Raw genomic sequence first — 12,217 nt, 5'->3', positions numbered from 1 at the left:
ACCTAAAGGCACTCAAAACACTCAGAGGGGTTTACAACGGCACCGTAGGTGGCATGTCGATTTCGCCGACGTGCGAATCCCCGAGCGCACACTGAGCGAAAGGCCCTGGCGCTTATGAACACCACGGTCAGCTGCGAGCTGCACCTGCGCCTCGTTGTGTCGAGCGAGTCCTCACTGCCTGTACCCGCAGGACTGCGGTATGACACGGCCGATCCCTACGCCGTGCACGCCACCTTCCACACCGGAGCAGAAGAGACGGTCGAGTGGGTGTTCGCCCGCGATCTGCTCGCCGAGGGCCTGCACCGGCCCACCGGCACCGGCGACGTCCGAGTCTGGCCATCCCGTAGTCACGGCCAGGGTGTCGTCTGCATCGCTCTGAGCTCTCCGGAGGGCGAGGCTCTGCTCGAAGCCCCTGCGCGGGCCCTGGAGTCGTTCCTGAAGAGGACCGACGCGGCCGTGCCACCCGGCACGGAACACCGTCACTTCGATCTCGACACGGAGCTCTCACACATCCTGGCCGAAAGCTAAGGCCTGGAGCCGACGCCGGTGCACTGCCGGAGTCACGCACCGCGAGAGCCGCTCGATGCCGTCCACTCGGGGAGACGGACCGAGCCACAACAACTGCATACGGCATACACCGACGCCGCCACCGTGGGATCTCCCACGGTGGCGGCGTCGGCGCGTCCATGCGCCGGCGGCCAGGCGCCACACGGCCGGGCGGACCTATAACATCGGCCAGCATCGGCGGGCACAGGCCCGACCCCCAGGCCAGGGAGCAAATCGTGCTGATCACCCACGACACCCGGTGCGCCCTCGACACCGTGGTCGATCTGGTGAACACCGCACCGGACGACGAGCAGGCCGTCGACGGGCTGGCCGATGTGGCAGCCCTGGGCGAATTCGTACGAAGGAACGACATCAGTGACGTCGGGGTGCTCACGGAGCGTGACCTCGACGGCGTACAGCGCGTGAGGGGACGGTTCGCCGCCGTGTTCGCGGCACCCGATCCGCACGCCGCCGCCTCGCTCATCAACGAGCTGGTCGCCGCCGCGGGCACCACGCCGCGCCTGACGGACCACGACGGCTACGACTGGCACGTGCACTACTTCGCGCCCGGCGCGTCCGTGGCCGACCACCTGGCGGCCGACTGCGGGATGGCGCTCGCCTTCTTCGTGGTCGCCGGGGAGCAGGAGCGGCTGCGGCGGTGCGAGGCCCCGGACTGCCGGCGGGCCTTCGTGGACCTCTCCCGTAACCGGTCCCGCAGGTACTGCGACAGCCGCACCTGTGGAAACCGCTTGCACGTGGCGGCGTACCGGGCGCGCCGCAAGGAGGCGGCGGGCTGACCCGCCCGGGGCCTCACAGCAGGAACAGATCGTGCAGCGAAGCCAGGAGCAGCAGGCAGCCGATCACCGCCAGAAAGATCATCAAGGGCGGCTGTGACAGTGCGAAGAGGCAGCCTCGGCGTTCGTCGGCCGTGAGGGCGTCGTGTCGCTCGTCGGCCTGCGGGGCGGAACCGCCCTGTGTTGTGTCCAGCATCTCGCGGCGATGATGACGCAGCCGGTGCACCGCAGTCGATCAACACGCTCAAAAGAAGCGGGAGTTCGCCGGATCCCGTGACGTGGGTGGTACGAGGTCGACCGGGAAGAGTCCGGCGGCTTCCGTTTTCTGACCGGGGTCGACCGACCGCCCGAGAGATTCCTCGGGTCAGATCCCGTGCTTCTTCAGAATCGCCTCGATGTCACTGAAGTCCTCGGAGCCTGGCTTCGCGGCAGGGCGGGCCGCCGCGGGCCCGGCGGACTGCCCCAGCGAGGGGGCGGACGCTGCGGGTGCAACGACCTGGGTCTCGGCGGCGGCCTTCGCCGCCTTGCGCTCCTTACGGGTGCCACCGCTGCGGCGCTCCAGCGCGCGGGTCACCATGAACAGGAGCCAGGCGCCACCGAGCACGACGAAGCCGGCCCACGCCGTCGGGCTGAACGCGGTGTCCGCCAGCCAGCCGACCGCGCCGGTCATCACCAGACCGATCGGCACCAGCGAATACGCCGCTATGCGCGCGGCCGCGAGGAAACGCTTCCGGTACGCGGTGACCGCGGCGATGCCCAGCCCGGCCACGGAAACGGCGGAACAGACGGTCTCGGCAATCATCCGGTCCTCCTGGCACAGGCAGCGGGCGACGGAGCATTCCGTCCTCTCCATCGTGCACCGCCCCGGGGTCCGGAGGCCACGGTCCAGCCCGACCTCAGGGACATTTCCGGGTACGGCCTCCTCCGTAGGTGCCGGTCCGGGGCCTGTCAGGGGTCCTGCCAGGGTCTGATCAGGGGTCTGCCGCAGGTGCCGGTTGGGGTCCCCGGCGTCCGGCTGGAAGACTGGTCCCATGAACGACGCCTCTCCCGCCACCGCCCCTCAGGGCCGCCCCGTCCTCGACGTCTGGTGCGAGCTCCAGTGCCCCGACTGCCGCACCGCTCTCGACGACGTGCGCGCGCTGCGGGCCCGCTACGGCGACCGCATCGACCTGCGTCTGCGGCACTTCCCGCTGGAGAAGCACAAGCACGCCTTCGCCGGCGCGCAGGCCGCGGAGGAGGCCTTCGAGCAGGGGCAGGGCTGGCCGTACGTGGAGGCGGTGCTCGGCCGGGTCGAGGAGCTCGACCGCAAGGGCGAGCCGTTCCTCGTCGAGGTCGCGCGTGAACTCGGCCTGGACGCCGAGGAGTTCGACACCGCACTCATCGACGGCCGGCACATCCTGATCGTCGACGCGGACCAGGCCGAGGGCAAGGCGATCGGCGTCACGGGCACACCCACGTACGTCATCGACGGTGAGCGGCTCGACGGCGGCAAGAGCCAGGACGGCCTGCGCGAGCGCGTCGAGGAGATCGCCGACCGGCTGCTCGGCTCGTAGTCAGGGGCCCGCGGGCCGCTCAGAGCAGCGGCTTGTACAGGTGGAACTCGGTCGCCCGGTATCCGAGCGACTCGTACAGGCGGACGGCCGGGATGTTGCCCGCGAAGACGTTGAGCCCCAGGCGGGCGACGCCCGCGGCGTGCGACTCGGCCTCCGCGAGGAGCATCAGCGACCGCCCGTGGCCGTGCCCGCGGTGCTCGGCCGCGACCTCGACGTCGTAGACGTAGGCGCTCTCGCCGCGCAGCGCGACCCACAGCGTGCCCACGACCGCGCCGTCCGCCTCAAGGACGCTCAGGACCGCGTCCCGTGTGGCGAGCCCTTCCGCGAGCGTCGCCGCGTGATCGGCCTCGGCCTTGGCGCGTGCCTGGGCTTCCGGGACGCCCCGCTCGACCAGGGTGCGCACGTAACCGGCCTGCGTGTGCGTCTCCCACGCGGTGAACTCGGGGCCGGTCATGCGCCGTCCCGCGCTGCCCGCCGGGAGCGTGGGGGGCTCGGCGGGCAGCACCTTCTCCATGTTCCGGTTGCGCTCGACGTAGCCGAGGGCGGTGGCCAGGGCGAGGGCACGCTCGGCCGGCGCGGGGATCGAGACCTCGATCCGGCCGCAGCCCCAGCCGCGCGCCACCTCCTCGGCGGCGAGCGCGGCGACGGTGCCGCGGCCCCGCCCGCGGTCCCCCTCGTCGATCCGCAGATCACGGATCCGGGCCACCCCCTCGCCGTAGACGGGGTGGGTGCCCAGACGCAGCTCGCCGACGGGGCGGCTGTTCACGCACACCTGGTAGTGGCGTGACCGCGTCCCGTCGGCATCGCGCTGAAGCGGCTCGGTCGGCCGCAGAGTGGTGGTCATCAGGGGTGTTCTACCCGCCCTGTGACCACCGCGTCACCCGGATTAGGAGTCGTACGCTCTACGGGTCGAGGTCGTCCGCCGCGCGCTCGTCGAAGACGCGCATCGCCTTGGCGGTGACGGGACCGGGCGCGCCGGGCAGCTCGCGTCCGTCGACCCGGTGCACGCCCTGCACGTCGCGCAGTGTGGACGTCAGGAAGATCTCGTCGGCGCGCTCCAGGACGTCCAACGGCAGATCGGTCTCCTTGGCGCCGGTCCACTCGACGGCCAGCGCGCGGGTGATGCCCGCCAGGCAGCCGGAGGCGACCGGCGGGGTGTGGATCTCGCCGTCGAGGACGACGAAGACGTTCGACCCCGTGCCCTCGCAGAGCTGACCCACCGTGTTGGCGAACAGCGCCTCGGAAGCGCCCTGTTCGCGCGCGCGGGCGAGCGCGACGACGTTCTCCGCGTACGAGGTGGTCTTCAGGCCGGTGAGCGCGCCGCGTTCGTTGCGCGTCCACGGGACCGTGACCGTGGCGGTGGAGTCGGGGCGCCGGGCGGCCTCGCCGAGGGCGACCACCAGCGTCGGCCCGTGCTCACCGCGGTCGGACCCCAGCGGGGAGAGCCCTCCGGTGTACGTGATCCGCAGCCGGCCGAGGGGCATCGGGTTGGCTTCGAGTACGGCGTCGCAGGCCCGCCGCACCTCGTCGAGGTCGGGCTCGGGCAGGCCGAGGCCGCTCGCCGAGCGGGCAAGCCGGTCGAGGTGGCGGGTCAGCGCGAACGGCTTCCCGTCGACCGACTTCACGGTCTCGAAAATTCCGTCGCCCACGGTCAGGCCGTGGTCGAACACCGAGACACGGGCGGCCTCGAGGTCCTGCAGTGTGCCGTCGAGCCAGATCTTCACGTAGGGATCCCTCCACTTTCCTGGTACGTACCCGACGCTACCGCCAGCAGCCGAGAAGCCTTCAGTTCGGTCTCCCGCCACTCACCTTCGGGGTCGGATCCCCAGGTGATTCCGGCGCCGGTGCCGAACCGCAGGACGCCCTCGGCCCGGTCGGCCCAGAACGTGCGGATGCCGACGGCCAGCTCGCCGGTGCCCCGGTCGGCGTCGACCCAGCCGATGCCGCCGCAGTACGGACCGCGGGGCGCCGTCTCCAGGGCGTCGATGATGCGCAGGGCGCTGGACTTGGGCGCTCCGGTGACCGAGCCGGGCGGGAACGCGGCGTCGAGCAGGTCACGCCAGCCCGCACCGTCGCGCAGTTCACCGCGGACGGTGGAGACAAGGTGGACGAGGCCCGGGTGCTTCTCGACGACGCACAGCTCCGGGACGGTCACGGAACCGGTCGCGCAGACGCGTCCGAGATCGTTGCGGACCAAGTCCACGATCATCACGTTCTCCGCGTAGTCCTTCTCCAGGAGGTCCGCCTCGGTGCGGCCCGTGCCCTTGATCGGCCCGGACTCGACGGTCCGCCCGGTGCGGCTCAGGAAGAGCTCGGGGGACGCGGTGGCTATCTCCACCCCGTGCTCGGGAAGGCGGATGGTCCCCGCGTAGGGGGCTGGGTTGCCGCGCGCGAGGAGCGCCGTGAGGGCGTCCACGTCCGCGCGCGGGGGAAGGGGCGCGGACAGGACGCGGCAGAGGTTGGCCTGGTAGACGTCACCGGCCGCGATACGGGTGCGGATCCTGCGGACGCCCTCGGTGTACGCGGCCCGGTCGAGGGACGACGTCCAGTCACCGGCCGCGGGCCCCTGCCAGGCCCCGGGGACCGGGGCGGGCACGGGCTCCTCCCGTACGGAGTCGAAACGGGCACACACAAGACGGCCCTCGAAGTCCGCGGACACGGCCCAGAAGCCGGCGGAGTCCAGGGCCTCGGGATCGCTGGTCACGTCGCGCAACTCGGTCGCTACGAGACCGCCGAAGCGGGCCAGAGGGGGCAGGTCGTGAGGGAGGTCGCGCACGTCTTCGAGTCTATGGCGCGTGTCCCCCGCGTGACCTGGGGCCGTCGCACCGCAGCACGCTGCGCAAACGCGTTTTTGTACTGGCCCAGGAATCCGCTAGAGTTCAACACGTCGCCGGGACGCGCAAGCGAAACGGAAACGACAAGCGGACGTAGCTCAGTTGGTAGAGCGCAACCTTGCCAAGGTTGAGGTCGCCAGTTCGAACCTGGTCGTCCGCTCAGGAAGTGGGGGATCTTCCCGAACCCCCGCACTCCTGGTGGAGTGGCCGAGAGGCGAGGCAACGGCCTGCAAAGCCGTCTACACGGGTTCAAATCCCGTCTCCACCTCCAAGGACGATTAGCTCAGCGGGAGAGCGCTTCCCTGACACGGAAGAGGTCACTGGTTCAATCCCAGTATCGTCCACTGGATCATCGCGAAGGTCATCTTCCCGACGGTCCGAAACCCCGCGCGATTAGCTCAGCGGGAGAGCGCTTCCCTGACACGGAAGAGGTCACTGGTTCAATCCCAGTATCGCGCACGCAGTACCACTCACGGGTCCTGATACAGTCTGGTCCGTCCCGCGCGATTAGCTCAGCGGGAGAGCGCTTCCCTGACACGGAAGAGGTCACTGGTTCAATCCCAGTATCGCGCACACTCAAGAAGCCCCCAGCCTTTCGGCCGGGGGCTTCTTCATGTGCGGGGCGGCTCAGGAGGAGAAGAGCATCCGGCCGAAGCCGCCCTTGTGGTGGCCGTGGTGACCGTGGTGCCCGCCGTGGTGCGGGGCACCCCAGGCCGGGGCGGGGGCCGACGGGTACGCCTGCGGGGCCGGAGGCGCCGGCGGCACCTGCTGCTGCCACTGGGACTCGAGGCGCGTCAGGGACTCCAGCTCGCCGTAGTCGAGGAATATCCCCCGGCAGCCGCTGCACTGCTCGATCTGGACGCCATTGCGGTTGTACGTGTGCATCGGTGCATGACACTTGGGGCACTGCATGGTCGGCTCAACTCCTCGCCGTTCGGCACTTCTTCGCCGGAACACTTCCCGGCATCGGTCCGTTGCACCCTACTTCGCCACGCCGTGTGCCAACTCGGCCGGTACCACTGCCATTCGGTCACAGGCGTCGACCAATGCCTCCTCCGCCTCGTCGAGCGCCCGGCCGGCCGCGACGGCCTTGGCCACGGCGAGCGCCGCGGTCTGGACGGTGAGGGCGCGGGCCGGGGCGTCGAGGGCGGGCCACGGGTCGCCCTGGAGCGACGGTGCGCCGCCCGCCTCCTGGTACGCGGTGAGGAACCTCGTCCACTCCTGTGCCGGAAGCAGGCCGCACGCGAACCACGCGGCGGGGCGGGCGAGGTCCCAGGCCGGGTCTCCGGTGCCGAGGTCGTCGACGTCGATCAGGAGCCAGGGGCCGGTGCCGGCGGGGCGGCGGACGAGCTGGCCGAGGTGCAGGTCGCCGTGACACAGGGCGGACGCGTGCCCGCCGGGGGTCTCGGCCCGGGCCCAGGGCGGCAGGCCCGACCAGGCGCGCAGGATCGGGGCGGACGCCGGGTGAGGGCCGGCGGCCAGGAGCCGCGCGACGGCGAGGGCCGCCTTGGCCGGGCCGCGCATCGGCGGGAGCGGGCCCGGGAGTTCCGCCGTGGGCACCGCATGGAGGCGCGCCAGGAGCGTGGCCGCGCCCTCCCACGGCGCGCGTTCGGGGGCGTCGGGGTCCACGGGGCTGCCGTGCGGCCAGAACGTGACGAGCCGGTCGTGCAGATCCGCCGCGACCGGTGTGAGGGGCGGCAGCAGGATGCTGGGGAGTGCCGCCGCCACGGCGAGGCGGGCGTTGAGCTCGGCGGGATCCGTGCCCGGGGCGTGGGCCTTGGCGACGATGTCTCCGTGACGCACGACCGTGCCGTCCGCCCGGTCGGCGAGTACGGCTCCTGCGGCCGGGCAGGCGCAGGGCCCCTGGCTGCGGTGCGCCGCGCCGCGTGCCGTGGCGGTGAGTGCGGGCAGCAGGACGGGTGCGGTCATCGGTGGTTCCCCCCGGATGGTGTCACCGCGAGCGTACGCAGAAACCGGCAATGGGTCTTACTGGTGCGCGGGCAGAACAATGGCCGCGCAGCTCCCCAGCTGCGCGGCCATCATGTGCCGTCCGCCGCACCCCCGTCCCCACGGGGTTTCATGGCCGGATGTCCCCGCCCGGACCGCTCTTCCGGGCCTGGGGCGCCGCTCAGCGCCCCAGCATCACGCCCACGGACGACGCTTGTGTGACCACTGCTTCCCAGCCGCCGAAGACGACTACGAGCAGGGCCGCCAGGGGAAGAACCATGGCCGTCGCCACCAAGGGGTGACGGCGCTCGGAACGGCGGCCGCCGAACGCGGCGAAAGCCCTGCGTCCCTGCGTGCGGACCATCGTCCGCGGTGCCGTGTCCGCCATGGTTCCTCTCCCGGTCAAGATCTTCGGTTTGGCAGCGGCGGGTACCTGACCTCGGGGGACGAGTGCTTGCACCCGCCGCTTGACCTCAAATCTAGGCGCGTCAGGAGCCACGGTCGTCATGCCCTCGTACCGATTGCCGGGCCTCCCGGAGGATGACCGCCGCTCCCTCGCCTACTCCCCTGGGTGGAGAAGAAGACCTAGGTCTCGGGCTAGGTCTCGGGGTCTTCCCGGAGGGGACGCGCGGCGCGGGCCGCCGCCTCCGAGGGCTCCTCCCTGGGTACCGGCTGCTCGACCAGGGCGAGTACCCGGGTCGCCATGAAACGTGCCGTACGCACGACAGAACCGGAGCGGGTGACTTCGCTCACTTCCACCACGCCCCTGCGGACCGCCGTCTCGACCCGGCGGCCCGCCCGGCTCGCCACCACCTCGTACGTGCGCGTCGTGTCCCCCGCGTCCACGACTATCTCCACTCGGTCACCCTTCACAGGCCCAATCCCCCTTCTACGACGGATGGTTGGCAATCAGGGCAGGCGCGGCCCGCACCGCTCCCGCTTTCCCTGACCACCTCTCAAGTTTCCCACCGGGCACTGACAATCGATCGGATCGCGAGGGCGCGGCCTATGCGCGCACCCGGCCGTGGAAACGTAAGCTGTCGCTCGTCAAACGGACCGGGCAGCGGGGATGGACATGGCGATGATGCGCCTGAGGCGCGAGGACCCGCGTGTCGTCGGCTCGTTCAGGATTCACCGGCGGCTCGGCGCGGGCGGGATGGGCGTCGTCTATCTGGGCTCCGACCGCCGTGGCCAGCGGGTCGCGCTGAAGGTGATCCGGCCCGATCTCGCGGAGGACCAGGAGTTCAGGTCGCGCTTCGCGCGCGAGGTCTCCGCGGCCCGCAGGATCAGGGGCGGCTGCACGGCCCGCCTGGTCGCGGCCGATCTCGACACCGACAAGCCGTGGTTCGCCACCCAGTACGTCCCCGGGCCCTCGCTGCACGACAAGGTCGCCGAAGAGGGACCACTGGCCGCCTCCGACGTGGCCGCGGTCGGTGCGGCGCTGTCCGAGGGGCTCGTCGCCGTGCACGAGGCGGGCGTCGTGCACCGCGACCTCAAGCCGTCGAACATCCTGCTGTCGCCCAAGGGCCCGCGCATCATCGACTTCGGCATCGCCTGGGCGACCGGCGCCTCCACACTCACCCATGTCGGTACGGCCGTCGGCTCCCCCGGGTTCCTCGCCCCCGAGCAGGTGCGGGGCGCTGCCGTCACGCCCGCCACGGACGTCTTCGCGCTCGGCGCCACCCTCGCGTATGCGGCGATGGCCGACTCGCCCTTCGGGCACGGCAGTTCCGAAGTGATGCTGTACCGGGTCGTGCACGAGGAGGCCCAGCTGCACGGCGTACCGGACGCCCTGTCCCCGCTGATCCGGGCCTGCCTCGCCAAGGACCCCGAGGAGCGGCCCAGCACGCTCCAACTGTCGCTGCGGCTCAAGGAGATCGCGGCCCGCGAGGCGCAGGGCCTCGGCGACGCCAGGCCGCCCGCCCCGCGCGGGGACACCGACCGGCCCACGGGCCGGCTCGCCGAGCAGTACGCGGAGCAGCGCACGCAGCGCCGGGGCCCGCAGGGCACTCCCCTGCCGCGGCCGAGCAACGGTTCCTCACGGACCGGCAGCAATACGCGGCCGGGCGCACCCCGCAACACGACGCGTTCGGGTTCGCGCCCCGCGCCCCGCAGCAACGGGGGGCGGCAGGGGCCGCGGACGACGGGCACCGGGAAGCGGCGGCCCGCCAATCCGCGGCTGCTGCGCCAGAGGCTCTTCGTGTTCGTGGTGGTGACGCTGCTCGTGGCGCTCGGGATCGCGGCGGCGCAGGGCTGCCAGGGGCCGTCGCGCGGGCTCGGTGAGCCGCGCGACGGTGTGCACGCGCAGGAGACCCTGCCCCGCCCCTACCTCTGAGGTCCGGTCAGGACCGGGGGCGGCCGGTGGCCACCGCGTAGAACGCGACCGCGGCCGCCGCTCCCACGTTGAGCGAGTCGACGCCGTGGGCCATCGGGATGCGGACCCATTCGTCGGCGGCGACCAGGGCCTGGGTGGAGAGGCCGTCGCCCTCGGCGCCGAGCATCAGGGCCACGCGGTCCATCTTGTGCGGGGCCACCTCGTCGAGGCTCTTCGCCTTCTCGTCGGGGGTGAGCGCGAGCAGGCTGAAGCCCGCCTCGCGTACCGACTCCAGGGACTTGGGCCAGGATTCGAGGCGTGCGTACGGGACCGAGAAGACGGCGCCCATGGAGACCTTCACCGAGCGGCGGTAGAGCGGGTCGGCGCAGTCCGGGGAGAGCAGGACCGCGTCCATGCCGAGCGCGGCCGCGCTGCGGAAGATGGCGCCGATGTTCGTGTGGTCGTTCACCGCTTCCATGACGACGACGCGGCGCTGCGTGGCGAGTAGTTCGTCGGCGGTCGGGAGCGGCTTGCGCTGCATCGAGGCGAGGGCGCCGCGGTGCACGTGGTAGCCAGTGACGCGCTCGGCGAGGTCCGGGCTCACGGCGTAGACCGGGGCCGGGACCTCGTCGATGACGTCGCGCATGACGTCGACCCACTTGGCGGAGAGCAGCATGGAGCGCATCTCGTACCCGGCCTGCTTGGCCCGTCTGATCACCTTCTCGCCCTCGGCGATGAACAGGCCCTCGGCGGGCTCGCGCCTGCGGCGCAGCTCGACGTCGGTCAGGCCCGTGTAGTCGCGCAGGCGCGGGTCGTCGGGATCTTCGATGGTGATGAGACCTTGAGCTTCAGCCACAGGTTGATACTGCCTTGTCCTGGGTGCGGTGCCAACGGCTCGGAGCGAGTTCTGTTACCGCTGGTTACGTGTGGGGGTTCGTCACGGGTCACGCGGTGTGCTGCGGGCCCACCGTGACGACGTCGCCGATGACGATGACGGCCGGGGGCCGCACCTCGTGGGTGCGGACGGCTTCCTCGACCGTCTCCAGGGTCGCGTCCACGCGGCGCTGGGCGGCCGTGGTGCCCTCCTGGACCAGGGCGACCGGCGTCTGCGGCGACTTGCCGTGCGCGATGAGGGCCTCCGCGATCTTGCCGATCTTGTCGACACCCATCAGGACGACGAGCGTCCCGCGCAGCTTGGCGAGTGCGGGCCAGTCGACGAGCGAGCGCTCGTCGTCGGGCGCGACATGGCCGCTGACCACGGTGAACTCATGGGCGACGCCGCGGTGGGTGACCGGGATACCGGCCGCGCCGGGGACGGAGATCGAGCTGGAGATGCCGGGGACGACCGTGTACGGAATGCCCTCGGCCTCCAGCGCGATGGCCTCCTCCATGCCGCGGCCGAAGACGTACGGGTCGCCGCCCTTGAGGCGTACGACGGCCTTGCCCTGCTTGGCGTGCTCGATGAGCGCGTTGTTGATGGCCTCCTGGGCCATGTAGCGGCCGTACGGGATCTTCGCCGCGTCGATCACCTCGACGTGCGGCGGGAGTTCGTCGAGCAGGTCGCGGGGGCCGAGCCGGTCCGCGATGACGACGTCCGCCTCGGCGAGGAGACGACGGCCGCGGACGGTGATCAGGTCGGGGTCGCCGGGTCCGCCGCCGACCAGGGAGACGCCGGTGGTGCGGGCGCGGTGGTGCGGGGCGACGAGCGTGCCGTCGCGCAGGCCCTCGACGATCGCGTCGCGCACGGCTGCCGTGTGGCGCGGGTCGCGGCCGGCGGCGTCGGCGGTCAGGACGGCGACCGTGACGCCCTCGGAGCGGCCGGTGGCCGGCGTCCAGGCGGTGGCCGCGTCGGCGTCGTCGGAGCGGACGCACCAGACACGGTGGCGCTCGGCCTCGGCGGAGGCCGCCTCGTTCGCGGTGCGGTCGCCGGTGGCGATGAGGGCGTACCAGGCGTCGGCCAGGTCCCCGTCCGCGTACGGGCGCTTCGACCAGGTGAGTTCACCGCCGTCCGCCATGGCCTCCACCGAGGGCGTCGCGGTGGGCGAGACCAGGTGGATGTCGGCGCCCGCCGCGATGAGGGCCGGGAGGCGGCGCTGGGCGACCTGGCCGCCGCCGAGCACGACTACGCGGCGGCCGGTGAGACGGAGGCCTACGGGGTACGCGGGGTGTTCTGCGGCCATGGGCGTGCGGCTCCTCGTGCGGGTGGCGCGTGTGACGGGTGATGCCTGT

Annotated in this window: 15 protein-coding genes and 5 tRNA genes; 9 read left to right on the top strand and 11 right to left on the bottom strand. The window is 71.8% G+C overall.

Going from position 1 to position 12,217, the window contains the following annotated elements; all coding sequences use genetic code 11:
* Positions 1 to 114 precede the first annotated feature (114 nt).
* Both OHA58_RS30275 and OHA58_RS30270 read left to right on the top strand, forming a co-directional pair.
* On the top strand, positions 115 to 528 hold the full coding sequence (locus OHA58_RS30275) for an SsgA family sporulation/cell division regulator (protein WP_003959770.1): 414 nt from the start codon (positions 115 to 117) through the stop codon (positions 526 to 528).
* Between the two features lie 254 nt (positions 529 to 782).
* On the top strand, positions 783 to 1,343 hold the full coding sequence (locus OHA58_RS30270) for a CGNR zinc finger domain-containing protein (protein WP_405482703.1): 561 nt from the start codon (positions 783 to 785) through the stop codon (positions 1,341 to 1,343).
* Between the two features lie 13 nt (positions 1,344 to 1,356).
* Here OHA58_RS30270 and OHA58_RS30265 read toward each other — a convergent pair whose 3' ends face one another.
* Together OHA58_RS30265 and OHA58_RS30260 are read right to left on the bottom strand one after the other, a co-directional pair.
* On the bottom strand, positions 1,357 to 1,536 hold the full coding sequence (locus tag OHA58_RS30265; protein ID WP_405482702.1) for a hypothetical protein: 180 nt from the start codon (positions 1,534 to 1,536) through the stop codon (positions 1,357 to 1,359).
* A gap of 168 nt (positions 1,537 to 1,704) precedes the next feature.
* Positions 1,705 to 2,142: a hypothetical protein gene (locus OHA58_RS30260; protein ID WP_405482700.1), complete on the bottom strand. Its 438-nt coding sequence runs from the start codon at positions 2,140 to 2,142 to the stop codon at positions 1,705 to 1,707.
* 229 nt (positions 2,143 to 2,371) lie between these two features.
* Here OHA58_RS30260 and OHA58_RS30255 point away from each other — a divergent pair, with 229 nt between their 5' ends.
* Entirely contained in the window at positions 2,372 to 2,893 is a 522-nt protein-coding gene (locus tag OHA58_RS30255; RefSeq protein ID WP_405482699.1) for a DsbA family protein, read from the top strand.
* A gap of 19 nt (positions 2,894 to 2,912) precedes the next feature.
* On the opposite strand, the gene OHA58_RS30250 is transcribed toward OHA58_RS30255, so the two are convergent.
* Genes OHA58_RS30250 through OHA58_RS30240 form a run of 3 tightly spaced genes read right to left on the bottom strand, consistent with a single transcriptional unit; the run spans position 2,913 to position 5,669 of the window.
* Complete coding sequence (locus OHA58_RS30250; protein WP_405482697.1) at positions 2,913 to 3,737, bottom strand: GNAT family N-acetyltransferase; 825 nt, start codon at positions 3,735 to 3,737, stop codon at positions 2,913 to 2,915.
* Between the two features lie 58 nt (positions 3,738 to 3,795).
* Positions 3,796 to 4,617: an aminotransferase class IV gene (locus OHA58_RS30245; RefSeq protein WP_405482695.1), complete on the bottom strand. Its 822-nt coding sequence runs from the start codon at positions 4,615 to 4,617 to the stop codon at positions 3,796 to 3,798.
* On the bottom strand, positions 4,614 to 5,669 hold the full coding sequence (locus OHA58_RS30240) for a chorismate-binding protein (protein ID WP_405482693.1): 1,056 nt from the start codon (positions 5,667 to 5,669) through the stop codon (positions 4,614 to 4,616). The genes OHA58_RS30245 and OHA58_RS30240 overlap by 4 nt, the downstream gene beginning before the upstream one ends.
* Before the next feature lie 145 nt (positions 5,670 to 5,814).
* Between OHA58_RS30240 and OHA58_RS30235 the strand changes: the two genes are divergently transcribed.
* The 5 genes from OHA58_RS30235 (at position 5,815) to OHA58_RS30215 (ending at position 6,300) form a co-directional block, all read left to right on the top strand.
* Positions 5,815 to 5,887 (top strand) — tRNA-Gly (locus OHA58_RS30235).
* Positions 5,888 to 5,924: 37 nt separating this feature from the next.
* Positions 5,925 to 5,998: transfer RNA gene (locus tag OHA58_RS30230), tRNA-Cys, on the top strand.
* 1 nt (position 5,999) lies between these two features.
* Positions 6,000 to 6,071, top strand: a tRNA-Val gene (locus OHA58_RS30225).
* A 43-nt stretch (positions 6,072 to 6,114) separates the two neighbouring features.
* Positions 6,115 to 6,186 (top strand) — tRNA-Val (locus OHA58_RS30220).
* A gap of 42 nt (positions 6,187 to 6,228) precedes the next feature.
* A tRNA-Val gene (locus tag OHA58_RS30215) sits at positions 6,229 to 6,300 on the top strand.
* Positions 6,301 to 6,354: 54 nt separating this feature from the next.
* On the opposite strand, the gene OHA58_RS30210 is transcribed toward OHA58_RS30215, so the two are convergent.
* The 4 genes from OHA58_RS30210 to OHA58_RS30195 form a co-directional block, all read right to left on the bottom strand.
* On the bottom strand, positions 6,355 to 6,639 hold the full coding sequence (locus OHA58_RS30210) for a zf-TFIIB domain-containing protein (protein ID WP_116503309.1): 285 nt from the start codon (positions 6,637 to 6,639) through the stop codon (positions 6,355 to 6,357).
* A gap of 69 nt (positions 6,640 to 6,708) precedes the next feature.
* Positions 6,709 to 7,656, bottom strand: coding sequence for a phosphotransferase family protein (locus OHA58_RS30205; protein ID WP_405482692.1), 948 nt, complete (start codon positions 7,654 to 7,656; stop codon positions 6,709 to 6,711).
* A 199-nt stretch (positions 7,657 to 7,855) separates the two neighbouring features.
* Positions 7,856 to 8,062 (bottom strand): hypothetical protein, encoded by a 207-nt coding sequence (locus tag OHA58_RS30200; protein WP_116503303.1) that lies wholly within the window; start codon positions 8,060 to 8,062, stop codon positions 7,856 to 7,858.
* 209 nt (positions 8,063 to 8,271) lie between these two features.
* A complete protein-coding gene (locus OHA58_RS30195) occupies positions 8,272 to 8,547 on the bottom strand; it encodes a hypothetical protein (protein WP_266566457.1) in 276 nt (91 codons plus the stop codon).
* 196 nt (positions 8,548 to 8,743) lie between these two features.
* Between OHA58_RS30195 and OHA58_RS30190 the strand changes: the two genes are divergently transcribed.
* A complete protein-coding gene (locus OHA58_RS30190) occupies positions 8,744 to 10,009 on the top strand; it encodes a serine/threonine-protein kinase (protein WP_405482691.1) in 1,266 nt (421 codons plus the stop codon).
* 7 nt (positions 10,010 to 10,016) lie between these two features.
* On the opposite strand, the gene OHA58_RS30185 is transcribed toward OHA58_RS30190, so the two are convergent.
* On the bottom strand, positions 10,017 to 10,844 hold the full coding sequence (locus OHA58_RS30185) for an RNA methyltransferase (RefSeq protein ID WP_266566453.1): 828 nt from the start codon (positions 10,842 to 10,844) through the stop codon (positions 10,017 to 10,019).
* An 88-nt stretch (positions 10,845 to 10,932) separates the two neighbouring features.
* On the bottom strand, positions 10,933 to 12,168 hold the full coding sequence (gene cobA / locus OHA58_RS30180) for a uroporphyrinogen-III C-methyltransferase (RefSeq protein WP_405482689.1): 1,236 nt from the start codon (positions 12,166 to 12,168) through the stop codon (positions 10,933 to 10,935).
* Between the last annotated feature and the right edge of the window lie 49 nt (positions 12,169 to 12,217).

The sequence above is a fragment of the Streptomyces sp. NBC_00009 genome (assembly GCF_045040855.1).
Taxonomy (GTDB): domain Bacteria; phylum Actinomycetota; class Actinomycetes; order Streptomycetales; family Streptomycetaceae; genus Streptomyces; species Streptomyces aureus.
Note: the sequence above shows the minus strand (reverse complement) of the source record. Positions and strands in the feature narration are given on the sequence as shown.

What these genes read in the sequence shown, in the direction of transcription:
- OHA58_RS30250 (WP_405482697.1), bottom strand. Translation starts at nt 3,737, where the DNA reads ATGACCACCACTCTGCGGCCGACCGAGCCGCTTCAGCGCGATGCCGAC.
- OHA58_RS30190 (WP_405482691.1), top strand. Translation starts at nt 8,744, where the DNA reads ATGGACATGGCGATGATGCGCCTGAGGCGCGAGGACCCGCGTGTCGTC.
- OHA58_RS30255 (WP_405482699.1), top strand. Translation starts at nt 2,372, where the DNA reads ATGAACGACGCCTCTCCCGCCACCGCCCCTCAGGGCCGCCCCGTCCTC.
- OHA58_RS30200 (WP_116503303.1), bottom strand. Translation starts at nt 8,062, where the DNA reads ATGGCGGACACGGCACCGCGGACGATGGTCCGCACGCAGGGACGCAGG.
- OHA58_RS30275 (WP_003959770.1), top strand. Translation starts at nt 115, where the DNA reads ATGAACACCACGGTCAGCTGCGAGCTGCACCTGCGCCTCGTTGTGTCG.
- OHA58_RS30260 (WP_405482700.1), bottom strand. Translation starts at nt 2,142, where the DNA reads ATGATTGCCGAGACCGTCTGTTCCGCCGTTTCCGTGGCCGGGCTGGGC.
- OHA58_RS30265 (WP_405482702.1), bottom strand. Translation starts at nt 1,536, where the DNA reads ATGCTGGACACAACACAGGGCGGTTCCGCCCCGCAGGCCGACGAGCGA.
- OHA58_RS30205 (WP_405482692.1), bottom strand. Translation starts at nt 7,656, where the DNA reads ATGACCGCACCCGTCCTGCTGCCCGCACTCACCGCCACGGCACGCGGC.
- OHA58_RS30210 (WP_116503309.1), bottom strand. Translation starts at nt 6,639, where the DNA reads ATGCAGTGCCCCAAGTGTCATGCACCGATGCACACGTACAACCGCAAT.
- cobA (WP_405482689.1), bottom strand. Translation starts at nt 12,168, where the DNA reads ATGGCCGCAGAACACCCCGCGTACCCCGTAGGCCTCCGTCTCACCGGC.